Origin of the sequence: Roseomonas haemaphysalidis (assembly GCF_017355405.1) — a bacterium.
In the GTDB taxonomy this organism is placed as follows: Bacteria; Pseudomonadota; Alphaproteobacteria; order Acetobacterales; family Acetobacteraceae; genus Pseudoroseomonas; species Pseudoroseomonas haemaphysalidis.
The window spans coordinates 883,619-906,873 of record NZ_CP061177.1 but is presented as its reverse complement, the minus strand read 5'-3'; the positions used below and the strand labels follow the sequence as shown (position 1 = coordinate 906,873).

Annotated in this window: 16 protein-coding genes; 5 read left to right on the top strand and 11 right to left on the bottom strand. The window is 74.0% G+C overall.

Annotated elements, in window-relative coordinates; translation table 11 throughout:
- The 4 genes from IAI59_RS04130 to IAI59_RS04115 all read right to left on the bottom strand — a co-directional run bounded on the left by IAI59_RS04130 (window position 1) and on the right by IAI59_RS04115 (window position 7,778).
- Window positions 1–3,294, bottom strand: coding sequence for a glycosyltransferase (locus IAI59_RS04130; RefSeq protein WP_207443835.1), 3,294 nt, complete (start codon window positions 3,292–3,294; stop codon window positions 1–3).
- Window positions 3,291–5,468, bottom strand: a complete 2,178-nt coding sequence (locus IAI59_RS04125) for a hypothetical protein (protein ID WP_207418460.1) — start codon at window positions 5,466–5,468, stop codon at window positions 3,291–3,293. Before IAI59_RS04125 ends, IAI59_RS04130 begins: the two co-directional genes overlap by 4 nt.
- Window positions 5,469–5,493: 25 nt before the next feature.
- Window positions 5,494–6,318: an FkbM family methyltransferase gene (locus tag IAI59_RS04120; RefSeq protein WP_207418462.1), complete on the bottom strand. Its 825-nt coding sequence runs from the start codon at window positions 6,316–6,318 to the stop codon at window positions 5,494–5,496.
- A 164-nt stretch (window positions 6,319–6,482) separates the two neighbouring features.
- The gene (locus IAI59_RS04115; RefSeq protein ID WP_207418464.1) at window positions 6,483–7,778 is read right to left on the bottom strand and encodes a tetratricopeptide repeat protein; all 1,296 of its coding nucleotides are present in this window, start codon (window positions 7,776–7,778) and stop codon (window positions 6,483–6,485) included.
- A gap of 142 nt (window positions 7,779–7,920) precedes the next feature.
- Between IAI59_RS04115 and IAI59_RS04110 the strand changes: the two genes are divergently transcribed.
- The gene (locus tag IAI59_RS04110) at window positions 7,921–10,410 is read left to right on the top strand and encodes an ATP-binding protein (RefSeq protein WP_207418465.1); all 2,490 of its coding nucleotides are present in this window, start codon (window positions 7,921–7,923) and stop codon (window positions 10,408–10,410) included.
- Window positions 10,411–10,555: 145 nt separating this feature from the next.
- Here IAI59_RS04110 and IAI59_RS04105 read toward each other — a convergent pair whose 3' ends face one another.
- From IAI59_RS04105 to IAI59_RS04075, 7 genes are read right to left on the bottom strand one after another with little or no spacing between them, the layout of a single operon-like run.
- Window positions 10,556–12,997, bottom strand: coding sequence for a glycosyltransferase (locus tag IAI59_RS04105; RefSeq protein WP_207418466.1), 2,442 nt, complete (start codon window positions 12,995–12,997; stop codon window positions 10,556–10,558).
- Window positions 12,994–14,598: a hypothetical protein gene (locus IAI59_RS04100; RefSeq protein ID WP_207418467.1), complete on the bottom strand. Its 1,605-nt coding sequence runs from the start codon at window positions 14,596–14,598 to the stop codon at window positions 12,994–12,996. Before IAI59_RS04100 ends, IAI59_RS04105 begins: the two co-directional genes overlap by 4 nt.
- Window positions 14,599–14,639: 41 nt before the next feature.
- Window positions 14,640–15,323 (bottom strand): hypothetical protein, encoded by a 684-nt coding sequence (locus IAI59_RS04095; RefSeq protein WP_207418469.1) that lies wholly within the window; start codon window positions 15,321–15,323, stop codon window positions 14,640–14,642.
- A 17-nt stretch (window positions 15,324–15,340) separates the two neighbouring features.
- The gene (locus tag IAI59_RS04090; protein WP_207418470.1) at window positions 15,341–16,300 is read right to left on the bottom strand and encodes a hypothetical protein; all 960 of its coding nucleotides are present in this window, start codon (window positions 16,298–16,300) and stop codon (window positions 15,341–15,343) included.
- A gap of 59 nt (window positions 16,301–16,359) precedes the next feature.
- Window positions 16,360–17,058, bottom strand: coding sequence for an acylneuraminate cytidylyltransferase family protein (locus tag IAI59_RS04085; protein WP_207418471.1), 699 nt, complete (start codon window positions 17,056–17,058; stop codon window positions 16,360–16,362).
- Between the two features lie 12 nt (window positions 17,059–17,070).
- Window positions 17,071–18,036 carry a phosphoglycerate dehydrogenase gene (locus IAI59_RS04080; RefSeq protein ID WP_207418472.1) on the bottom strand — a complete coding sequence of 322 codons (966 nt, stop codon included), beginning with the start codon at window positions 18,034–18,036 and terminating at the stop codon, window positions 17,071–17,073.
- Entirely contained in the window at window positions 18,036–18,824 is a 789-nt protein-coding gene (locus IAI59_RS04075; protein ID WP_207418474.1) for a hypothetical protein, read from the bottom strand. The genes IAI59_RS04080 and IAI59_RS04075 overlap by 1 nt, the downstream gene beginning before the upstream one ends.
- An 89-nt stretch (window positions 18,825–18,913) precedes the next feature.
- Between IAI59_RS04075 and IAI59_RS04070 the strand changes: the two genes are divergently transcribed.
- The 4 genes from IAI59_RS04070 to IAI59_RS04055 are packed head-to-tail and all read left to right on the top strand — an operon-like array spanning window position 18,914 to window position 23,213.
- Window positions 18,914–19,669, top strand: coding sequence for an inositol monophosphatase family protein (locus IAI59_RS04070; RefSeq protein ID WP_207418475.1), 756 nt, complete (start codon window positions 18,914–18,916; stop codon window positions 19,667–19,669).
- 55 nt (window positions 19,670–19,724) lie between these two features.
- A complete protein-coding gene (locus IAI59_RS04065; RefSeq protein ID WP_207418477.1) occupies window positions 19,725–20,768 on the top strand; it encodes a Gfo/Idh/MocA family protein in 1,044 nt (347 codons plus the stop codon).
- The gene (locus IAI59_RS04060) at window positions 20,755–21,201 is read left to right on the top strand and encodes a hypothetical protein (protein WP_207418478.1); all 447 of its coding nucleotides are present in this window, start codon (window positions 20,755–20,757) and stop codon (window positions 21,199–21,201) included. The genes IAI59_RS04065 and IAI59_RS04060 overlap by 14 nt, the downstream gene beginning before the upstream one ends.
- Window positions 21,198–23,213 (top strand): glycosyltransferase family protein, encoded by a 2,016-nt coding sequence (locus tag IAI59_RS04055; RefSeq protein WP_207418479.1) that lies wholly within the window; start codon window positions 21,198–21,200, stop codon window positions 23,211–23,213. The genes IAI59_RS04060 and IAI59_RS04055 overlap by 4 nt, the downstream gene beginning before the upstream one ends.
- Window positions 23,214–23,255 lie beyond the last annotated feature (42 nt).

The window sequence follows — 23,255 nt, the reverse complement described above, 5'->3', positions numbered from 1 at the left end:
TCATTCCGCGGCCATGGGGCATTCGCGTCCGGCCGCGGCGGCGCCCAGCAAGGCATCCAGCGGGGCATAGGGGTCGGCCGCGGGGGGCGTGGGCGCGGGGCCGGCCAGGATCTCGGCCATGCCCATCGCGGGCCAGGGGCGCTGCAACCCGGCTGGCGCGAACAGCCGCCACAGCGCCAGCGGCATGCCGCGCGCGATGGCGATGGCATCCACCATCCCGGGGGCGGCCGCGCCGAGGTCCACCACCGCGCGCACCCGCGCGGCCGGCAGCGCCGCCAGCTGCGCCGGCCACAACGGCTCGGCGGCGTCGGGCAGCCCAAGGCGGGCGCGCAGGCGCTGCGAGGGCTCCAGCGGCGGCGCGTCGACCACCACGCCGAGCCGCAGCCCCGCCTCGGCAGCGGCATTGGCGGCGGCGGCGCAGGCACGCGCCAGCAGCCCGGGGTCCGCGCCACAGCCGTTCAGCACCAGCCAGCCCGGCGCGTCCGGCGCCGGCAGCGGCGCCACCCCGGCGGCGATCGCCACGGCATCCAGCGCCAGCGGCAGAATGCCGGGCACGGGCGGCAAGGCGGTGCCAAGCAGCCGGGTGCCGGGGGGCGCCGCGTCCCGCCAGGGCAGCGGCACGGGCGGTGCGTCGTCCATCACCAGCGTGGCGGCGCCGGGCACCGCCGCCAGCGCGGGGGCCAGGGCCTGGCCCTGCACCAGCACCGCCGCCAGCCGTGGCATCTGGGCCGCCAGCTCCGCCAGCACGCCTTGCAGCGCAGGGGAGGAGCGGTTCCACGCGGCATGCGGCAGCGGGGCGGCACCCGGCCTCGGGCTCAGCGGGTTGACCAGCAGCACGCCATCGGCCAGCGCCTGCCATTGCGGCAGGTCGTCGCTGAAGCGGTGCGGATTGCCATGCAGCAACAGCAGCAGGCCGAAGCCGCGCCGCCGCAGATGCGCCAGCAACGCGCGCAACACGGCGCCGCAAGGGGCGCGCAGCGGCGAAGCGTCCTCCACCACCACCGCCACGACCGGCGGCAGGGTGGCGGATGCCAGAAAGTCCGCCGGCAGCAGCGCCGCATCCGTGCCTAGAACGGCGCTGGCGCGCGCGGTGGGGGTGGCGGTGCCTTCCAGCACCAGGGCGGGGTCGTCGCCGTAGCAGAGCTCCACGCGCCAATGCGCCGCGTCGCGCGGCTGGTCCTGGGCGCGGCCGGTGAACTGCACGCCGCAGAAGGCATCGGCGTAGGCGCGGTTCTTTTCAAAGATGTTGAGGTACAGGCGGTCGGGCACCGCCTCGCCCAGGAACACGTCGCCCAGCCAGAACTTCATGACGTCGATGCGCGGCTGCGCGAGCACCCAGCCCTCGAACTCCACCACGCCGTACTCGTCATAGGTGACGCTGCGGATGCGGGCCTGCAGCGGCAGGCCGGGCGGCGCCTCGGCGGGCGACAGCTCGGGCACGCCGGCGGGCACCGCCTCGGGCTTCAGCTTGAGGCGTTCCAGGAACACCCCGTCGGCGGTGGTGGTGACCAGCGCGAGCTCCGGCGCGGCGTCGAGCAGCGCCGTTGCCGCGGCATCCAGGTACAGGCCGAAGCCCGGTGCCTGCGGCGGCATCCCATCCAGCTTGGCCATCACGTCCGGGCGCGAGCGGCCGCGCTGCAGCCACAGCGGCTGGCCGCCGGCATAGGCCGCCATGGACAGCACCGGCGCCGCGGTCGCGATCCAGCCATGCACGAAGCCGGTTTCGGCCTCGCGCATCCACTTGATGCCGCCGCGCTGGTACAGCGCCGGGTCCGGCTTGGGGGTGGGCTTGCGGATGGCCGGCACCGCGAAGCTGCGGGTGGCGCTGTCGAACTGCGTGCCATCCGGCCCCAGCGCGGTGACGGTGACGGCAATCTCCCTGGCATCGGTGCGGAACGGCAGGCAGGCCGCGAAGCCGCAATCGCCGCCGCCCACCCAGGGGTGCTGCTGCCGCACCTCCGGCCGCGGCAGGCCGCGCGTCACCTCGCCCAGCCGCTGCCCGCCGACGGACACCACCAGCCGGGCGCGGTCGCGCAGCGCAGTCCAGCCGCGCAGTTCCAGAAAGCCGCCGGAATCCAGGCGAACGTCGTCGATCTGCAGCAGTTCCGGCACGGGCCGCTGCGCGCGCGGCTCCGGCACGGCGCCGGGGGCTTCGATGCCCGGCGCGTTCTGCACATAGTCGTGGATGGTGTTGAGGGCCTGCTGTCCGCAGTGTTCGATGGAGCGGACGGCGGCGACGGCCTGGGGCAGGTGAGCCCAGTCCTCCGGGCGGCTGGCGATCACCCGCCGCACCCCCGCCCGCAGCCCTTCCACGTCCCCCGGCGCCGCCACGATCAGCGCGTCCCCGCACACCTCGCGAAACACCGGCAGGTCGTAGCACACGCACGGCGTCCCCGCCGACAAGGCCTCGATCGGCGGAATGCCGTAGCCCTCGAACAGCGACGGATACACCAGCATCCGCGCCCGCTTCAGCTCGACGAACTTTTCCGTGTCCGTCAGGAGCGGCTTGACCTCCACCCCGATGCCGAACCGCCGCGCCTGCGACACGATCGCCTCGCGGTATTCCTCGTCCAGCTTGGCGCTGCCCACGATCAGCGACAGCGTCCAGCCCCGCAGGTCCTCCGACAGCAGGTCGATCAGGTCCTGCCCGCCCTTGTGCGGGTCGCGCGCCCGCACAAAGCACACCACCCGGTCCTCGCGGTATTGCGCCGCCACGCCCGCCAGCGCCTGCACGTTCACCGGCTGGTGCCAGAAGCCAAAGCGCGTGGTGGCCGGGTGCGACACGTAGTAGCGCTCGGCAAAGCGCATGGACTGCGCCGAGTTGCTCAGCACCAGGCAGCCGTCCTCGATGCAGCGGCGCCATTCCAGCCACAAATCCTCGCTGCGGGCCGCGGGCGAATGGCTGTTGAACCAGTTGGGCGTTTCGAAGTTGAACAGCACCAGCCGGGCGCCGCGGCGCCGCGCGAAGCCGCGCGCGCCCATGTAGAACTGCCGCTCCTGCGACTGGCCGGGGATGATCACCACCGCGTCGAAGCCACCTTCCGGCAGGCCGGCATGGAAGTCGCGCGTCAGATGCAGCGCCACCCGCCCCGGCGCGCCGAAGGCCCGCAGCTCCTCGAAGAACACCGGCTTGGCGTTGGTCACGAAGCTCACCGCCGCCCCCGCCCGCGCCAGGCAATGCGCCAGCAGAAACGCCGCCAGGCGCCCTCCCCCGTACGTCCCCGCCGCATTCGTCACAAAAATCGCCACACGCAGCGCGGCAGCACCGCCAGGGGGAGACACAACCTCGCTCACGCCCGCATCTCCAACAACACGTCCGGCGCCGCATCCACGGCGATGCCTGCCTGGCCCAATGCCGCCAGCGCGGCGGCCAGCGCCGGCAGGCGGCGCCACGCCGCCGGCAGCAGGACGCGGCTGCAGCCCAGCAGCAGGGCCAGCGCCAGCATCGGCACCGCCTCGTGCGGCACCGCCAGGGACTGCGTGATCGCCAGCCCCGGCGCGGCGGGGTCGCGGTCGTAGCCCAGCGCGGGTGCCGGCGGGCGCCGCCAGAACGCATCGTCATTCGCGGCGAAGATGGTTGCCAGCCGGCCGCGGCGCGGGTCGGCGGGGCCCTGCAGCTCCACGGCATCGGCCCCGGGCAGGGCGGCACCGCCGGTGGCCAGCACCAGCGCGGCGCCCGGCGGCACCGGGCCCGGCCCGACATAGGCCACCTTCCCGGCCGCCATGCCACGCAGCCGCGCCAGCCCGGCCGCATCGGTCCAGCCCGCGCGCGGCACCAGGGGCACCGGCAGCAGCCCGCAATCCAGCACCCGCTGCATGGCCGCCCGGCCGGCGGCCGCGTCCTCGCCCAGGTCCAGCAGCACGCTGTCCACGCCGGCCTGCAGCGCGGTGCCGAGCGGCAGCAACGCGGCACCCGGCGGCGGATTCAGGGCAAACACCCGGCCCGGCCCCGCCACCCGCGCGAAGGCAGCGGCCAGCAACATCGCATCGGGCCGCTGCGGCTCCACCAGCAGGCCGACGCGGCGCGGGTCCGGCTGGCCGTGCAGGCGCATGGCCAGCAGCCGCGCCAGCAGGCCGCCGCCATCCGCCGGCGCCGCAGCGTCCGCGGGCGGCAGCCCCAGCTCGGCGGCGAAGCCGGCGGCTGTCCAGGCCGGCAGCGGCGCCGGCGGCAGTTCCGCGCCTTCCGTCAGCAGGGCTTCCAGCGCCGCGACGGCGGCTTCCCCGCCACCGTCCTGCGGCAGGGGCGAAGGCGCCTGCCCCACCACCGGCACGCCGCGCAGCCCGGCCAGGTGTCGCGCCACCTCGCCGCCCACGCCGGCATCCGTCCACAGCACCACGCGCGTGGCCCGGGCCACGGCATCGGCCAGCACGGGCAGCGGCGTCGTGTCGTCGAGCAAGGCCACGGCGGTGCCCGGCGGCAGCCGGCCGGCCACCGCGCGCGCCGCCGTGGCGCCGACGGCCAGCACCAGCGGCGCCGCGCCGGCGGTGGTGGCGGGTGGCGCCGGCAGCGCCACCAGCGGCGGCAGCACCGCCGCCCGGGTCGCCGGCAACCATTTGCCGAGTTCCAGCCGCAGGCCTTCATCTTCCAGCACCAGGGTGGTGCCGGCCAGGATGCCGCGCAACGTCGCCGCCGCCTTTTCCCGCGGCACGGGCGAGAAGATCATGCGCGGCGCCAGCACGAAGCCGCGCGACAGCAGCGCGCCGCGCGGCAGCTCCGGCGGCAGCTTGCCCAGCACGCTGAGCCCCGCGGGCGAAACCGCCATCGCCATGCCGCAGCCCGCGGCGGCGGCGATGGCCGCGACGGCCTGCGGCAACCCCCGGTCGACCGGCGGCAGCGCACCGGGGGACGCAGGGTCCCAGCCCTGCGGCGCCGCGCCGGTGGCATGGTGGTGCACCACGTCGAACTGCTGCAGCAGGGTGGCGAGGTCGCTTTGGCAGTCTTCCAGCGCGCCGAAATGCAGCAGCAGCGGCCGGTGGCCCGATTGGCGCAGGGCGGCGGCCAGCTGCGCCACCGGCAACCAGCGCGCCACGCCGTCCCGCGGCAGCACGTCGCTGACCAGCAACACGCCAGGGGCGCCCGGCGCCAGCGCGGCGGCGAGGTCGGACGAGGCGGTCCAGCTGCGATCAGCGAACCAGCCCTGCGTCGGGCCCAGCCGCCCGGCGATGGCGGCCGTGGCTTCGCCCGGGCCGCCGCGGAGCGAAACCTGGCGCGCGCCCGCGGCGGCGGCGGCTTCCAGCACGAACCAGCCCTCGTAGCGCCCGGCCTGGCCGGCCGGCACGGTGCCGAGGAGGTGGCCGTCCAGCGCGAGCTCCAGCGCCGCGGGCGCGGCGGGGCCCTGCCAGGCGGCGCGCACCAGCAGCACGCCGCGCGCGCTGACCGAGGCTTCCTCGATGCGCAGCGCTGTGCTGGTGGCGGCCTGTGGCACAGGCGTGGCGATGTGCTCGGTCGGCATCCGGATCGCGCTCATGCTGCTGTTCGCTGCTTTCTGCCGTTCACGCGAAGATGGCGGCCAGGCCGTGCTGCGCGGCGACATCGTCGATCATGCCGTGCAGCGTGCCCTTGGCCACCTCGTCCTCCGCCGGCACGCCCAGATACCAGCCGGGCTGCCGCCCGGTGGTCCAGTCCCGCTGCTGAAAGCGAAAGCCCAGCACGTTGAAGAGTTCGTAGCCGGCGGCATCGAAAAATCCGCAGAAGGCGCCGGCATCATAGCCGAACATCGAGGCGGCGACGCCGCGCGAATTGCGGAACAGCAGCAGCGGCCGGTCGCGCGCCAGCAGGCCCACGGCACCGCGCAGCGCCGCCAGCTCGCCGCCTTCCAGGTCCAGGTGCATCAGCCGCACCGGGCCGCTGCCGCCCACCACCGTGTCCAGCCGCGCCACCGGCACGCGCAGCTCGGTGGCGGTGAAACCACCAGCCCGCTCCGTCGGGCTGCCTTCCCAGATCCTGCCGGATCGCCCGGGCGCCTGGTGAATGTGATGGAAGGGCATGTCGCCCTCGTGGTCCGACACCGCCAGCTGGTGCGCCTGCACGGCATCCTCGAAGCCATGCCGCCGCAACTGGGTCGACAGCACCACGAAGGCGGGCTGCAACGGCTCGAAGGCGAAAACCCGGCCACCAGGGCCAACGGCGGCGGCGAGCGCCAGGGTTTGCCGGCCATGAAAGGCGCCGGCATCCACAACAATGTCGCCGCCCGCCACATGGGACGAAACGGTGCGGCCGATCAGTTCCGCATAGAATTCGTTGACCCGCTTGGGATCACCAATGGCCTGCAGCGCGTCGTAGGTCTTGCGTTTTACATCAAGAGAGACATTGCGCATGACCGGATGACGATCCTTGACTAGGAATCCGCAGTTTCCTGGCCCGAAAGCGAAGGCATTTTTTGTGCAATGCAATAATAGCAGCACCGCCGCCGTCCGGACAAGACGGCGGCGAAAATAAATTAATCAGAAGTTGCATCCATTGCGTTTTATGTTGCAAACGGTCATCCCAATGCGGCCGTGCACCGCTCCAGGGCCCGGCGGGCATTGGCATCGCCCGGGCGCTCCTGCACCGCCTTCAGCGCCCAGTCGTGCGCGTCCTGCAACGCGCCGGCCGCCGTGGCGGCGCGGCTGAGGGCGAGCAGCACCGCGCCGCGCCCGGTGGTGCCGTCCAGCGCGTCCAGCGCCACCCGGCGGGCTTCCGCCGGCTCCTTGCGCTCCAGGTGCAGGCCACTGAGATGCGCGATCATGCCGCCGTCCGAGGGTGCCGCCGCGACGGCGCACCGCGCCCAGTCCAACGCCCCGTCCAGGTCGCCCGCCCGCTGCAGCAGCATGCTGCGCGTGCGCATCAGCGGCGCCGACCCGGGCGTGCGGGCCAACCCGTCCTGCACCTCGGCCATCGCCTTGCCGGACTCGCCTTGCTGCATCAGCAGGTTGGCGATCTGGTTGGCGGCATTGGCATCGGGCGCCGCGGCGCGTGCCTGGCGGGCCCAGTCCAGCGCCTCGTCCAAGGCGCCACGGCTCTGCGCCAGGCGGATCATGAGCCGCAGCAGCGGCACCGCGCGCGGCTGCTGCGCCAGCGCGGCGCGCACCATGTCTTCCACCTCCGCCGTGGCACCCGCCTGCAGCTGCATGCCGGCCAGCTGCGCCAACGCGCCGGCATCGCCCGGGGACGCCTGCACGACGCGGCGCGCCCATTCCAGCGCGGTGTCGGTTTCGCCCCGCGCCTCATGGATCCGCGCCATCAGCCGCAGCAGGCCTGGGGCATCGGGCAGCGCTTCCAGCCCGCGCCGCGCCGTGGCCAGCGCGGCTTCCAGATCGCCCGCCTGCTGCTGCAGCGTGCCCAGATGCGTCACCGTGCCGGCATCGGCCGGTGCGTCCTGCACCGCGCGCCGCGCCCAATCCAGCGCCCCGGCCATGTCGCCCTGCTCGCGCAGCGCCTGGCTCATCAGCCGCTTCGGCATCGCCGCCGCGGGCAGCGCCTCGACCAGCTGCGCCGCCAGCTCGCGCGCCGCCGCCCAGTCGCCGCGCCCCAGGTACAGGGTGCCGAGATGCAGCTGCGCCGGCAGGTTGCGCGCCGCCGCGTCGGCCGCGGCCTGCGCCCATTCCAGCGCCAGATCCAGCAACCCCGCCCGTTGAAAGGATTGGCTCACCGCGCGCAGGATCAGCCAATCCTGCTCGGCCAGCGCCTCGGTCACCGCGCCGGTGCCGCCTGGAATGCCGCCAGGCGGTGCCAGCAGCGTCATCAACACGCGCGGCGACTGGCGTGGCTTGAACTGGATCTTCATCTGGGTCTGCATGGTGCTCGTGGTCCGTTCGCGCCTGTCTGCCGGCAGCCTAGCCTTATCGGGCGGACGCGCAAGCGGGAGCAGCCGGCATCACCCTTTCCCACGGGCCGCGCCGCATGCTAGGCGATGCAGACAGCAGGAGGTCCGTGCGATCGTGTTGAGCCCGCTTCCCATCACCGCCCTCCGCGTCGCCAACGAGGCGTTCCTGGTCAACAGCACCATCGAGCGCTGTCCAAAGACCATGATGCTGCGCGAACTTGTCACAAACGCCCTGGAATCCGCCGCCGCCGCGCCGGAAGGCCACCGGCGCGTCGAGATCGGCGCGCTGCCGGTGGAGGGCGCGCGCAAGCTGCGCATCTGGAACACCGGCCCCGGCATGTCCGCCGCCGAGCTCCACCGCATCTGCGACCTCGCTTCCTCGCTGCACAAGCAGAACGCGCTGGACCGCAACTTCGGGATGGGCGCCAAGGTCGCCTCGCTGCCGTCCAACAAGCATGGCCTGCGCTACCGCTCCTGCCGCGACGGCGTGGTGAGCGAGGTGACCATGGGTCAGCGCGGCGGCATCTACGGCCGCATCCCCTACCGCGTTGCCGGAACGCCGGTGGAGTCGGAAGTCGCCGACGTCACCGAGCAGTGCCGCGCCGAAGGCGGCTACGACCTGTCGGCGGACTGGACGGAGGTGCTGCTGTGCGGCAACCGCGCCGAACAGGACACGCTGCGCGACCCCTATGACCGCGACCCCGTGGTGGAGCCGCACTGGGTGCTGAACTACCTGCACCACCGCTTCCACACTTTGCCGGACGGCCTGACGCTGCGCCTGCTGCCCGGCGTGGCGGGTGCGGAGGAACACCTCTTCACCGGCCTGGCGCCGCGCCTGGACGCGCTGACGCGGCGCGACAGCGTGGCGGCGATGGAGGGCATCCGCATCCACTTCGCCTACGACGCGCGGGAGGATGCCGGCACCGCCGCGGAGCCGGACGGCACCGTGCTGTCCGGCCAGGCGGCCATCGTGCACCGGGGCGAGGTCTATGCCGCGCGGCGCGGCCAGGACTGGGTGATGGACGCGCCGAGCTTCGGCATGCCCTTCGGCGCCAAGCACTTCACGGTGCTGGTGGAGCTGCCGGACGACTACCCCCTGCGGCCCGACCTGTACCGCCAGTTCCTGCGCTTTCAGCATGGCGGGCAGCGGCAGGTGATGCTGTCCGACTTCGCGGCCGTGGTGCGCGCCGCCATTCCCGCCTGGCTGCGCGACATCATCGCCTCCTACGGCCCGCCGCAGGCCGACTACATGAGCGAGCTGGAAGGCGAGCTGCAGGATCTGCTGGTGCAGCTCGGCATCACCGCGCAGCCGCGCGGCCCCCGGCCCGTGGCCGCGCCGCGCCCGGCCGCCGAGCCCGCCACGCCCCCGGCACCGCGCCCGCCGCGCTTCGAGGTGCCGCCCGAGATCGTGCAGCTGCGCGAGCCCGCGCAGATCGACGAGAAGGGCCTGCAGGGCCGCGCCGCGCGCTTCTACCCGCAGGCGCACCAGATCTTCGTGAACCTGACCTATTCCGCCTTTGTCAGCATGGCGATGGAGCTGGAGCACGCGTTCGAGGCCGCGCCGGGCGGCGAGCTGAAGCCGCGGCTGGCGCGGGAGCTGGCGGAATGGGCCATCTCGCGCAAGATCTCGCGCGCCATCGTCTACAGCCTCGGCAAGCGGACGATCGGATGGAAGGCCGAGGAGATCGACCGCGCGCAGTCGCCCGAGGCGCTGAGCATCGCCGCCGACGACTTCGCCGTGGTGCTGGAACCGGCGCGGCGCCGCATGGCCGAGATGCTGGGCATCGAAACACCGGGCGCGGCGGAGGCGGTGCAGGACACCGCCTTTCTCAGCCTGCGCGACCGCCGGCTGGCGAGCGACCTGGTGGACGCGCAGCAGGCCGCGCGCCGCGCGCTGCAAACGCCCGAGGTCAACGCCGCCCCCATCCTGCGCCGCGTCAGCGCCATCGAGATGCAGCGGCGCAACTGGGACACCGCGCTGGAATGGGCGCGTCAGGCGATCGCCGCCGACCAGGGCGATGCCGCCTCGTTCCTGCACCTCGCGGGCCTGCTGACGCAGCGTGGCGAGTTGGACGGCGCCGAGGCGGCGGTGGCCGAGGCCGAGGCCGCCGACCCGCGCAGCGCCATGCGCGCCGCGCGCCAGCGCAGCGTGATCGCCGCGCAGCGCCGCGACATCCCCGGGGCGGTGGCCTGGGCACGGCGCGCCGTGCAGGCCGAACCGGACAACGCCGCCGCGCATAGCTTCCTGGCCGCGCAACTGCTGCAACAGGATGCCTTCGAGGAGGCCGGGGCCGCGCTGGACCAAGCCCTGGCGCTGGACCCGCACCACGCCCCGCGCGTGTTCCGCCTGCGCAGCATGGTGGCGCAGCGGCAGCGCGACCTGCCCCGCGCGGTGGACTGGGCGCACCAGGCGGTGGATGCCGAGCCGATGGACGCGCAGTTGCATAACCACCTGGCCGGCCTGCTGCTGCAACAGGGCGAGCTGGACGCCGCCGAGGACGCGGCCTTCGAGGCGTTGCGCCTTGGCACCGGCGACGTCAGCGCCATCCGCCGGCAGATCGAGGCGATCGCGGCGCGCAAGCAGTCGCTGCAGGCGGCGGATTGAAGCTTCGGGGAAGGTCGGGGGAATGAATTCCCCCGAACCCCCATCTTCCTTCTGTCTGTTTTTGCTTCAGGCCGCGGCGGCGGCTCGCTACCAGCCCACGCCTTCTTTCGGATAAAAATACGGAAGTGGGGGTCCGGGGGAGAATTCATTCTCCCCCGGTTCCGAACCCTGGCGGTGTCTCGGTCCAGGGGTTCAGCGGGTTGACCAGAAGCACGCCGTCGGCCAGCGCCCGCCAGCGCGGCAGGTCGTCGCTGAAGCGGTGCGGGTTGCCGTGCAGCACCAGCACCACGCGCTGGCCGTCGTCCCGCAGGTGGCGCAACAGCGCGCGGCGCGCGGCGCCGGCCACGGGGTCCAGCAGCGAGGCATCCTGCACCACCACCGCCACGGCCTCGCCCGGCTGGTCCAGCAGGCCTTCGGGCAGCAGCGCGGCATCGCTGCCCAGCGGGCCGTTGGCGCGACGGGTCGGCGTCATCTCGCCATGCAGTTCCAGCACCACCCGCTCGCCTTGGCAGAACGCGATCCGGTAGCGGGCGGCGCGGCCGGCCGCGCGCGGCAGGCGGCCGGTGAACTGAAAGCCGCAAAAGGCGTCGCCATAAGCGCGGTGCTTTTCGAACACATGCAACAGCAGGCGGTCGGGCACCGTCTCGCCCAGGAACACCTCGTCCAGCCAGACCTGGATGACGTCCACGCGCGGGCTGGCCAGCACCCAGCCCTCGAACTCGGCGACGCCGTATTCGTCGTGCTCGGCCCGCCGGAGCCGGGCGGCGGGTGGCGGCAAGGCGGGTGCGCTGGCGGGGGAGAGCTCCGGCAGGCTTGGCGCCGCCGGCTGCCATTGCGGCCGCAACTCCAGGCGCGTGGTACCCGCCGGGCCCGCCGCCAGCAGCGTCAGCGTGCCGGCGGCCTCCAGCGCCGCCAGGTCGGCGGCGTCGAGATGGATGGAAAAGCCCGGCGCCTGGGGCGGCAGGCTGCCCAGCTTGGCCATCACGTCCGGCCGCGCGCGGCCCGCTTGCAGCCACAGGCGCCGCGTGCCGGCATAGGCCCGCAGCCGTGGCGGCGGGTCGGCCGCCGCCCAGCCGGTGACCACGGCCGAGGCGGCCTCGCGCAGGAACAACAGCCCGCCATGCCGCAGGCCGGCGGGTGGGGCGGGCTCGGCGCGGGGCGGCGGGATGTCCCAGCCGCGCAAGACGGTGTCGGCCGGTTCCGCGTCGGCGCCGACCAGTTGCACCCGGACCTCGCCGGGCGTGGCATCGGGGTGCAGCAGCAGGATGGGGGCGCCATCGCCGGGCGCGGGCTGCTCGTCCAGCACGGTGCCGTCGCGCAGCAACAACAGGCGGCCGGGAAAGCCGGGGGTTTCGGGGCCGGGCGCGAGGGTGGCCTGGAACTGCAGCCAGCCGGCGGCGTCGCGCCGCGGGGGCGACACCCGCAGCCGGCCACCGCGCCGGGGCGGCGGGACAGGCGGCGTGGGAAGCGGCTGTTCCACATAGTCGTGGATAGTGTTGAGGGCCTGCTGTCCGCAGTGTTCGATGGAGCGGACGGCGGCGACAGCCTGGGGCAGGTGAGCCCAGTCCTCCGGGCGGGTGGCGATCACCCGCCGCACCCCCGCCCGCAGCCCTTCCACATCCCCCGGCGCCGCCACGATCAGCGCGTCCCCGCACACCTCGCGAAACACCGGCAGGTCGTAGCACACGCACGGCGTCCCCGCCGACAAGGCCTCGATCGGCGGAATGCCGTAGCCCTCGAACAGCGACGGATACACCAGCATCCGCGCCCGCTTCAGCTCGACGAACTTTTCCGTGTCCGTCAGGAGCGGCTTGACCTCCACCCCGATGCCGAACCGCCGCGCCTGCGACACGATCGCCTCGCGGTATTCCTCGTCCAGCTTGGCGCTGCCCACGATCAGCGACAGCGTCCAGCCCCGCAGGTCCTCCGACAGCAGGTCGATCAGGTCCTGCCCGCCCTTGTGCGGGTCGCGCGCCCGCACAAAGCACACCACCCGGTCCTCGCGGTATTGCGCCGCCACGCCCGCCAGCGCCTGCACGTTCACCGGCTGGTGCCAGAAGCCAAAGCGCGTGGTGGCCGGGTGCGACACGTAGTAGCGCTCGGCAAAGCGCATGGACTGCGCCGAGTTGCTCAGCACCAGGCAGCCGTCCTCGATGCAGCGGCGCCATTCCAGCCACAAATCCTCGCTGCGGGCCGCGGGCGAATGGCTGTTGAACCAGTTGGGCGTTTCGAAGTTGAACAGCACCAGCCGGGCGCCGCGGCGCCGCGCGAAGCCGCGCGCGCCCATGTAGAACTGCCGCTCCTGCGACTGGCCGGGGATGATCACCACCGCGTCGAAGCCACCTTCCGGCAGGCCGGCATGGAAGTCGCGCGTCAGATGCAGCGCCACCCGCCCCGGCGCGCCGAAGGCCCGCAGCTCCTCGAAGAACACCGGCTTGGCGTTGGTCACGAAGCTCACCGCCGCCCCCGCCCGCGCCAGGCAATGCGCCAGCAGAAACGCCGCCAGGCGCCCTCCCCCGTACGTCCCCGCCGCATTCGTCACAAAAATCGCCACACGCAGCGGCGCCGCAGAGAAAGGAGGGATCATGTCCGCAGATCCTCCGCCAATGCCGTCTCGAACGCCACCCGCGGCAGCATCTCCAGCAGCCCGCCGCGCGTGCTGTTGCGCAGAAAGCCGCCTTCCGCCTCCATCACCCTGCGCGCGATGCCGAAGCCGCCGGCGATGTCGCGCAGGCTGGGCGGGCACCAGGGGCGGCCGTCGCGGTAGCCGGGGATGAAGTGGTTGCCCTCGCCGGTGGCGCTGCGGAACGGATCCGCCGAGGCGGGAGCGGGCGCGAAGTCGAAGCGGAAGTCGGCGCCATACAGGTTGCAGCGCCGCACCCCCATGAAATGCGCGAGCTGCAGCGCCACGAAGACCGAGGAGCCGCCAGGCGAAACCCGCTGCTCCGGCGACAGGCTGAACAGCGGCGGGTCGGTCGCCAGCTGGCGCAGCCAGATGTAGTCGCCCGCCAGCGGCGGCGGCACGGCATCGGCCAGGAACACGGTGCCGCCGCTTTCGGCGACAATGCGCGCGCCGAAGTCCTCGATCATCTGCCGGTCGCCGCTGACGGTGTAGGTGGGGCGCAGCGCGGTGCGGTCATGCGCCAGGTGGAAGCGGTTGAAGGCGAAGGTCAGGCGCCCGGCCAGGGCATCCAGATCGGCCGGGCGCACGGAAGGCCCGTTGCCCACCAGCCAGGCGGTTTCGCCCACGTGGCGGCTTCGCAGTTCCGCGAGGCGCGTGGTGCCGGGCCGGCGCGGCAGCAGCCAATGGGCGGGATGGCTCAGCGCCGGCGCCATGCCCCGGCCGGGCAGCAGGCGCAGTGGGCGGTCGTCGCCCGCGCCGGGCAGGCAGGCGCGCAGCAGCCCGGGCGCCGCGCCGTGCAGCGGGGCGGGGGGAAACAGCGTGGTTCGCGGGTCATCCGCCCAAGCCCGCACCGCGGCGCCGCCATCGGGGGTGGCTTCCAGCGTCAGCAGCCCGGCGGTCTCGACCGGCAAGGGGCGCGGCGGGCGGCGCAGCAGCGGCGGGACGCCCGGCGCTTCCAGGTGCAGCGCCATGGCCTCGGGCGGCAGGCCCGGCGGCAGCACGGCGTCGGCTTGCAGCATCCAGGTGCCGGAAGCGCCGGGCAACAGGGACACGAAGGCATTGGGCGGCGGTGCCCCGCCCCGTGCCAGCCAGCGGGCGGCGGGCGTGGCGGGCACCGCCAGGCGCAGCGTGACGCGCCACCACAGCAGCCGGGTGTGCGGGTTGAAGCCCGCGCGTTCCTTCAGGATGGCGCCGTGCGGCGAAGGCACCAGCGCGCCGCGCGGCGCGCCCACCGAAAGGCCCAGGCTCCGCAGCGCCGCCGCATCGGGCAGCGCGGCGCCGGCCGGGACAGGCAGCACGGGGCAACCCAGCACCCGCAGCTCCGCCGCCCAGTCCTCCGGCGGGGCATCGGCCAGCACCACCAGCGCCGGGCGCAGCGCCCGCAGGCGCAGCAGCACGCGGGGCAGGCGCGGGGACAGGAACACGGCGCCGGCGGCGCGCGCCACGGCGCGGGCAGGCGGCGGCGGGCGGTCGCCCAGCACCAGGGGCAGCACGGCGCCATGCGCGGCCAGCGCCTGCCACAGCGCCTGGGCATGGGCGCGCGCCGGCGTGTCGGCCGGCAGCACGGCGGCCCGGGTCAGCAGGGCAATGCGCGGCCGCGGGCGGCTCAGCGGCTTGCCGCCTCGATGCGCGACAGCGCCAGGGACAGCCGCCGCCGGTCGGTGCCGCCGCGCGCTTCCGGGCTTTCGGTGCGCGCCGTGTCGATGTCGAGCCGCAGCAGCGCGCCGTGGCCCAGCGGCCCGGGCCGCAGCACGGCGGACAGCACGTCGCCCTGCCGCGTGGCGGGCACCTGTTCGCCGCCGTCCAGGGACAGGCGCACCGCGTCCATCACCTCCGGCAGAAAGGCGGAATGCACGTGCAGGCGGATTTCCAGCGGCGCGCTCAGCCGGGGCAGAAACACGCAGGCCTCTGGCGCGGGGCCGATCCAGCGAAAGGCGGTGCCGTCCGCCGCCTGCTCGGCCGGGTAGAAGCCGCCCTGCACCAGCGCGGCGTCGCAGGAAAGGTCCAGGGCGCCCGGGCGGGCGGGCTCCACCCCGGCGGGCAGCACGGGGGCGCCCAGCGCGGCGGCCTGCAGGCCCAGCAGGCGGGCTTCCAGCAGGGCGGTGCGGCGCAGCAGCCAGGGCAGCGCCTGATCGGGCGTCAGGCCGCGCAACTCGTCGGCGTAGAGCGCCAGCACGCGGGCCTGCAGCGTGGCGTCGATGGCGGCGCCAGGATGGTCCGCCCCGGCCAGGGCGCCGGGAGCAGCCAGCGTGGCGGCCAGCGCCTTTGCCCAGTCGTCCGGTTGCCCCATGTTCCGCGTTCTCCCCGTCACAGCCGGTACAGGCGGGCCTGCCGCAGCTCAAGCCCGGTGCCCTCGGCCGGCGCGGCGCTCAGCGTCACGTCCAGCAGCTCGTCCGCCGCCGGCAGGGTGGCGGCGACCTCGGCATCCTCGCCCGGCTCCAGCCGCAGGGCGCGGGCCAGCAGCGGGCGGCGGGTCAGGCTGCCGGCCACCAGCAGCTCCAGCTCCACCGGCCGCGTGGCGCCGGCCAGGAACAGCGACAGCCGGTCGCGCCCGCCCGGCCACAGCATCGCCACCGACAGGCGGCAAGGGGCGGCGGGCAGGCGCAGATGGAGGCCCGCGCCCTGCGGCGGCCAGCGCAGCGACAGCCCGCCGGCGGCCCGCCCCTGCCCGTCGCGCAGCGCCGCCAGCAGGTCCAGCGGGCGGCGGCGGGCAGCGGCGGCGAGGTCTTCCGGCGCCGCGCCGCACAGCCCGGCGAACAGCTCGATCTCCGGCAGGGTCCAGGGCATGCCGGCCAGGGACAGGGGCGGCGTGGCCGGCGGTGGCTCCGGCAAGGCGGCGGGCGGCGCGTCGAGGACCTCGCCCAGGCGCCGGGCCAGAGCGGCGGCATCGTCCAGTTCCGACGGTTCGAGCACCAGGGCGCGTGGGGCCAGGGCGGCGAGGGCGGCCTCGGCCGCGTTCCAGGCCAGGCAATGCTCGGCGAAGGGCCGTTCCGGGCAGCGCCGCCGGCGGCCGGCCACGAAACCCAGCGCCGGGGCGCGCAGGCACAGCAGGCGCGCCCGGGGCCAGCGGTGCAGCAGCGCCGGCAGGGCCCGCAGCGCGGCGGCATCCGGGCTGTCATCATCCACGCGCAGCAGCGCGTCCTGCGGCCACGGCAGGGGCGGCGCGAAGCCATCGAGCGGCAGGCCGGCGGCGGCGTGGTGCCACGCGCCCAGCGGCGGCAGCGCCGCCGCCGCGTCCAGCACCGGCCGCGCGAGCAGCGCCGCCACGGCCCGTGCCAGCGTGCCGGTGCCCGAGCCCCGGGCGCCGGCGACGATGACCGGAAAGGTCAGGCGGACACCGCCTGCGGCTGGCGCGCAACCTGGCCATGCACCAGCGCGAACAGCGCCTCGGCGATGGCCAGGTCCTCGGCCGTCTTGATGACGTGGCCGGCGAGGCGGTTGACGGGGGACAAGGCCACCTTGCCGGCATAGGTGGCGCAGGCGCCGGCACGGAAGGCCTCCAGATAGGCCTGCCGCCGCCAGCCGGTGACGGACCAGGTGATGCGCCGCACCGGCGGCAGGTCCTGGCTGTTGGTCTTCTCGGCGAAGGTGAAGTTCACCGGCTCGCCGCGGCACATCGCTTCCAGCGGCTCGTCCACCACGGACAACATGACGTCGGCCTGCTCGGCCTCCATGGCCCGCACGAAGCCGCGCACGTCATCGACCGTCAGCAGCGGCGCGATGGAATGCACCTGGAACAGCCGCTCGCAGGGGTGCGCTTCCAGGAACTCGGCGACGAACTGCTCGCTCGTGGCGACGTTGTTGGCGAGCTCGGCAGGCCGCGGGTGAAAGCGCGCGCCCTCGGCGAGCGCGATGCGGCCGATCTCGTCCGCCTCGGAATTCACCCACACCTCGTCGAACACGCCTGCGGCCAGGCATTTGCGGATGGCATGCGCGATCAGCGGCGCGCCCGCCAGCGGTGCCAGGTTCTTCTGCTTCAGGCGCTGGCTGCCCAGGCGCGCCGGGATCATGGCGATGTTGGTCATGGCGGTCGTGCCTCAGGCTGCCCAGGACGGGATAAAGGAAAGCGGGTCGGTCGCGCTGTCGAGGCCCGCGATGGCGGCGCGGCCCATGGCCACCACCGCCTCCTCCGCGCTGCCGCCGATATGGCCGGTGCCGAGAAAGCCCGGCGTGTTGAACAGCTCCATGTCGCGCGGCGGCTCAAAGGCGAAGACGTCGAAGCAGGCGGCGGACAGGTGGCCAGCGCGCAGGCTGTGCTTCAGCGCCGCCTCGTCCACCAGCCCGCCGCGCGCGGTGTTGACCAGCACGGCGCCGGGCTTCATGGCCGCCAGCCGCGCGGCGCCGAACAGCTCGCGCGTCGCGGGGGTGTTGGGAATGTGCAAGGACACGACGTCCGACTGCGCCACCAGCGTGTCGAGGTCCACGACCCCGGCGCCCAGCGCGGCGGCGGGCGCGGCGATGTCGCGGATGTCGTGCGCCAGCACGCGCGCGCCGAAGGCCCGCAGCAGCCCCGCCACGTCGCGCCCCACATGCCCGAAGCCCACCAGCCCCACCGTGACGGCGCCGAGCTGCCGGCCGCGGTACTGCCGCCAGGTGCCGGCCTTGATCTCCTCGTGCGAGGTGATCACGCCGCGCAGCCCGGCGATCATGAAGCCGATGGCGAGCTCCGCCACCGAGCGGCGGTTGACGCCGCCTTCCCAGCCGACGCGGATGCCGCGCCGGGCGGCGGCGGCGAGGTCAACGTTGTCGAGGCCCACGCCGTACTTGCTGATCACGCGCAGCTCGGGCAGCGCGGCCAGCGTTGCGTCGTCGATCGTTTCCAGCGCCACCACGGCGGCGTCGTGGCCGCGCAGGAAGTCGCGCAGCTCCTCGCCCGCCAGCGTGCGGCCGCTGTCGTTGAACACCGCCTGCGGGTGGCGCGCCTGCAGCTCGGCGCGCAACACGGGATGCTTGGAAAAGGAGCGCGACAGCACGGCCACGCTGCGGGGGGCGGCGGCGGCCATCACGCCGGCCCCGCGCCGAAGCGCATGGACACGCTGGCATCGCCCAGCGCCGCGAAGCGCGCCACCACCTCGGCGCCGCGCGGCGCCTCGATGTAGCCGGTACAGGAGCCGGTGACGATCACGGTGCCGGCGGGCAGGCTGTAGCCGGCGGCCAGTGCGTCGCGCAGAAAGCCGGGGATGGGCGCCAGCGGGCCGCCGTCGATGATATCCCCCCGTCCCTCGGCGGCGGGAACGCCGCCGATCTCCAGCCGCACCGGTGCGGCGGCATAATCGGCGGCGGGGTCGAAGGGCACGGCCGGGCCCAGCACCAGGGCGCCGGCGGCGCCGCCATCGGCCATCAGCGCCAGCCCGCCATGGCCGCCGAGCTTGCTGAAGCGCGTGCCGGGGATCTCCAGCGCCGGATGCACGGCATCGATCATCGGCAGCAGGGCCGCCACGTCGGCCGGCAGGCTCGCGGCTGTGACCGCCACCGCCAGGCGGAAGCCGTACTCGCTTTCCACGCCGGTTTGCCGCGCCGCGGGGCCGGCGACGGTTGCGCTGTCCGCAAATATTCTTGCAGCAGGCAAAGGGCCAAAAAATGCCCTCGGCAACCCCAGGTTGGCCCTGACTTCCGCGATGGTGGCCCCCAGCTTGAACGCCTCGGGCCGCCCGGTGCGGGCCGAAAGAGCGTCGCGGACGGCGGCGGCGGCGGCGTAATCAACTGGCAGATCAGCCTTTTCAGGCTCGACCACGGCTGCCGTGTCGAATGCTGCGGCCAGCCGCTCCGCCAAAGCGGGATGGGAAACCATCGTGTTCCTACATCTTAAGGTAGCATTAGAATTGCCATGCTCGGGTCTTCCTTGTAAAGCCAGGTGAAATCGCTCATCGGAATGTTTCCTTGCAGGATATTGCAGGCCACACCGCTGCATCGCTGCTGTCCCTCGCCGGGGACGCCGCGCGCTGCACGCGAGACATTCTTGTGACAGGCCGGCAGCGCCGCGCCGATCCGCTCGCCCAGCTTGGCCGCGACATCAAGCTGCCGGAGGACGGCGAATCCGAGCGCCGCATCCGCGAGTTCCTGGCCAGCCGCGCCGCCCTGCCGGTGCTGGGCGAGGAACAGGGCTGGAGCGGCGGCGAAAGCGCGTCGCCGCACTGGGTGGTGGACCCGCTGGACGGCTCCTTCAATTTCTTTCGCGGCATCCCGCTTTACGCGGTGTCCGTCGCGCTGTGCGCCGGCCGCACGCCGCTGCTGGGCGCCATCTACGACCCGGAGCGGGACGAGCTGCTGTCCGGCGGCCCGGGGCTCGGGCTGTTCCTGAACGGCACGGCGCTGCGGCCGCCGCCCTCGCCGCAGCAGCTGCTCGCGACCGGCTTTCCGTCCTATGCCGACCCTGTGGTGGTGTGCGACCGGCTGGCCGCGCAAACCCGGGAATGGAAGAAGATCCGCATGCTGGGCTCGGCCGCGCTGTCGCTCGCCTGGGTGGCGATGGGACGGCTCGACGGCTACGCCGAAACCAACATCATGTGGTGGGACGTCGCCGCCGGGCTGGCGCTGGTGGGGGCGGCCGAGGGCGCCGCCATCCAGGCCACGCCGCTGGCGGGCGATGCCATGGATATCAGCGTGACGCGTGGCGGGCTGGTTCCCGCCGGCTGACCGCCCGCCCGCAGCCTTTTCCGCGCCGCCGGCGCGCATGCTCAAGGAATCCCGCATGGCCTACAATGTCGGCATCATCGGCTTCGGCAAGATGGGCCAGATCCGCGCCCAAAGCCTGGCCGAAGACGGGCGCGCCACCGTCCGGCAGGTCTACGACGTGTCGCCGCCGCCGAAATGTGAGTTTCCCGTCGCCGCCTCGGCGCAGGAGATCATCGACAACCCGGCCATCAACATCGTCTTCATCTGCGCCACCAACGAGGTCAACAAGCCGCTGACCATCGCGGCGCTGCGCGCCGGCAAGCACGTGTTCTGCGAGAAGCCGCCCGCCTTCACGGGCGACGACGTGCGCGAGATCATGGAAGCCGAGCGCGCTTCCGACCGCGTGCTGATGTACGGCTTCAACCACCGCCACCACGCCGGCGTCATGAAGATGAAGCAGGTGATAGACAGCGGCGCCTATGGCCGCGTGCTGTGGATGCGCGGCCGCTACGGCAAGAGCGTGGACGGCGACTACCTGAAGACCTGGCGCGCCGACCGCGAGCGCGCCGGCGGCGGCATCCTGCTGGACCAGGGCATCCACATGCTGGACCTGTTCCTGCACATCACCGGCAAGCCCTTCGACGACGTGCATGCCTTCGTGTCGTCCCGCTACTGGAAGATCCCGGGCATCGAGGACAACGTCTTCGCCATCATGCGCAACGCCGACGGCGTCGAGGTCTCCTTCCATTCCACCATGACGCAGTGGCGGCACCTGTTCTCGCTGGAAGTGTTCATGGAGCGCGGCTACCTGGTGCTGAACGGGCTGAAGACCTCCTCCGGCTCCTATGGCGAGGAGGAGCTGACCATCGCCCGCAACCGCGCCACGGCACCCGCCGCCAACTTCGCCAGCGAGGAGCGGCTGCACTACGCGACCGACACCTCCTGGGCGCGCGAGGCGGAGCACTTCATGGACGCCGTGGCGCTGGGCATGCCGGTCACCTACGGCAATTCCGCGCAGGCGCTGAACGTGATGAGCCTGATCGACCGCATCTACACCCACGGGCACGCGGTGGCGCCCGACCTGCACGAGAAGCTGCAGATGGTCCGTGCCCGCGGCTGAGCCGCCGGCCGCCGACCTCGCCGCCCTGGCGCTGGCGGCCCGGCTGGCGCTGGCGCGCCGGCTGGCCGCCCCCGCCCGCGACTGGCTGGCGGCACCCGCCCTGGCGCTGCCCGGCCACCCGCCGGAGCTCGCCGCCGGCGCGGTGCCGGGGGATGCCCCCGCGCCGCGCGCGTGGCGCCTGTACGGCCGCCGCGTGCTGGACCCCGCCGCCCCTTTTCTGCTGCGCGCCGTGCTGCCCGCCACCCCGCCCGAGGCACTGGTGGAGGCCGCCTTCCGGGCCATGCTCGGCCGCGCGCCGGACCCCGCCGACCGCGCCGCCTATGCCCGCGCGCTGCACAGCGGCGCGCTGCAGGCCGGTGTGCTGCTGCGCGACATCGCCGCCTCCGCCGAGGCCGCCGCGCGGGGCGAGGCGCTGCGGCTGGTCGCGGCGTGAATTCGCCGCCGCTGCTGCTGCTGGCGGCCCCCGGCAGCCCGCAGGCGCTCGCGCTGCTGCGCGCCCTTGCCCCGCATTGGCAAACCACCACGCTGCTGCCTGGCGTGGCCAGCGCCGCCACGCTGCGCGAGGCAGCCACGGCGGCCGGGCTGGTGCTGCACCTCGCCGCCGACGGCGCACCGGTCCTGGAAGGGCTGTCCAGCCTGGTGGAGGTCTATGCCCCCGCCGCTTCCGCCCTGTGCGAGCCATGGGCCGAGCCGGAAGCCTGGACCGCCGCCTGGCGGGCGGAAGGCGCGCTGGCCCGCCGCGCCCGGCTGGTGGTGGTGCCGGATACCTTTGCCGCGCTGGTCATGCGGCTGGTGCACGGCGTTCCGCCGGCGCGGATGCGGATGGTGCCGCCGGCAGCGCTGGCGGCCGTGCTGCCGGAGCTGCTGGCGCTGGCCCCCGACCTCCCGCCGCCCGATGACGTATCGCCCGCCGGCTTCACCCTGGCGCTGAACGACTACCCCGTGGCGGGCCGCCCGAGCGGCGGCGCGGTGCGGGTGCGCGAAGGGCTGGCGGCTCTGGAGCGCGAGGCGGTGCTGCTGACGCTGGGCGCCGTGTCCGGCTGCGTGCCGCTGTCGCCCGGCATCCTGCAGCTCACCCTGCCCAAGACCGCCGCGCAGCGTGCTCTGGAAGCCGACCTGCAGGCGCTGGGGGGCGACGCGCTGGAAGACATCGCCGCCGCCCTGCACGCCGCCACGCACCCGGCGCTGGTGGCCCTGGCGGCCGATCTCGCCGCCCGGGCGGGGCTGGCGGTGTTCGAGCACTGCTTTCTCGCCCCTCTGCTGCCGGTGCTGCGCCGGGCCGCGCCCGCGCTGCCGGTGGTCTACGATGCCCACAACCATGAGGCCGCCCTGAAACGCGAGCTGCTGCGCGGCCACCCGGCGGCCGACCTGCTGGCAGACTTCACCGAAGCGGTCGAGCAGGCGCTGCTGGCCGAGGCCGCGCTGGTGCTGGCCTGTAGCGAAGGCGACGCGGAAGCCTTCCGCCCGCGGGCGCGCGCCGTGGCGATGATGCCGCATGGCGTGACGGCCGCCCCGCCCGGGCCGCCGGCGCCGCAGGCGGGCGCGGCGCCGCGCCTTGGCTTTCTGGGCTCGGCGCATCCGCCCAACCTGCTCGCCGCGCGCTTCATCCTGGAGGAACTGGCGCCGGCGCTGCCGGACGCGTGCTTCGAGATCGCCGGCGGCGTGTGCGGCGGGCTGCACACGGCGGCGCCCAACGTTGTGCTGCATGGCGTGCTGCCGGCGGACACGCTGTCCGCCGTGATGGCGGGCTGGACCCTGGCGCTGAACCCGGTGCAGGGCGGCGGCGGCGCCAGCCTGAAGCTGTCGGACTACCTGGGGCACGGCCTGCCCAGCCTCAGCACGCCGCATGCCGCGCGCGGCTTTCCCGTGCTGGCCGAGGGTGCCGGGCAGGTGGTGCCGCTGGCCGAGTTTCCGGCCGCGCTGCGGTTGCTGCTGCGCTCGCCGCAGCGGCTGCGGCTGATGGCCCGCGCGGCGCGGGACACGGCGGCCGCGTTGGGCTGGCCACAGGCCGCGGCCGCCGCGCGCCAGGCCATCGCGCGGCTTGCACCACCGCCCACCGCGCCGGCGCCGCCACCCGCCGCCGCCGGCGCGGCTGAGGCGCTGGCGGCCGCGTTGGACGAGGCCCCCTCCATCCGCCTGGCCGCCGCGCAGCACGCCGCCCTGGGCGTGGACAGGCCCTTCGTGGTGCTGCTGGGCGAGGCGGAGATAGCCCCGCCCCCCGGCACGGTGTTGCTGCGCCACGACGGCAGCCATGCCATGCGGGGCGACCAGCGGCTGCGTGTGCCCCTGCCCACCCTGCTGCTGCCACCTGACCCCGCCTGCACCGCGCTGTGGCTGGGGCGTGGCGCGAGCATCAGTCCAAGCCTCTTAGCCTTGGCGGACAGTCTTTTCATTTCGGTTAAAAATATCTCGTCTAATGGTGAAACTTCTTCAATTCAGGTATAATCCTCGGGCAGGGTGCCGGTGATGGAACGACCCTCGTGGCAA

Excerpts from the sequence above, each read along its gene's own strand:
- IAI59_RS04085 (WP_207418471.1), bottom strand. The coding sequence starts at position 17,058 with ATGACCAACATCGCCATGATCCCGGCGCGCCTGGGCAGCCAGCGCCTG.
- IAI59_RS04075 (WP_207418474.1), bottom strand. The coding sequence starts at position 18,824 with ATGGTTTCCCATCCCGCTTTGGCGGAGCGGCTGGCCGCAGCATTCGAC.
- IAI59_RS04105 (WP_207418466.1), bottom strand. The coding sequence starts at position 12,997 with ATGATCCCTCCTTTCTCTGCGGCGCCGCTGCGTGTGGCGATTTTTGTG.
- IAI59_RS04065 (WP_207418477.1), top strand. The coding sequence starts at position 19,725 with ATGGCCTACAATGTCGGCATCATCGGCTTCGGCAAGATGGGCCAGATC.
- IAI59_RS04120 (WP_207418462.1), bottom strand. The coding sequence starts at position 6,318 with ATGCGCAATGTCTCTCTTGATGTAAAACGCAAGACCTACGACGCGCTG.
- IAI59_RS04125 (WP_207418460.1), bottom strand. The coding sequence starts at position 5,468 with ATGAGCGCGATCCGGATGCCGACCGAGCACATCGCCACGCCTGTGCCA.
- IAI59_RS04115 (WP_207418464.1), bottom strand. The coding sequence starts at position 7,778 with ATGCAGACCCAGATGAAGATCCAGTTCAAGCCACGCCAGTCGCCGCGC.
- IAI59_RS04095 (WP_207418469.1), bottom strand. The coding sequence starts at position 15,323 with ATGGGGCAACCGGACGACTGGGCAAAGGCGCTGGCCGCCACGCTGGCT.
- IAI59_RS04080 (WP_207418472.1), bottom strand. The coding sequence starts at position 18,036 with ATGGCCGCCGCCGCCCCCCGCAGCGTGGCCGTGCTGTCGCGCTCCTTT.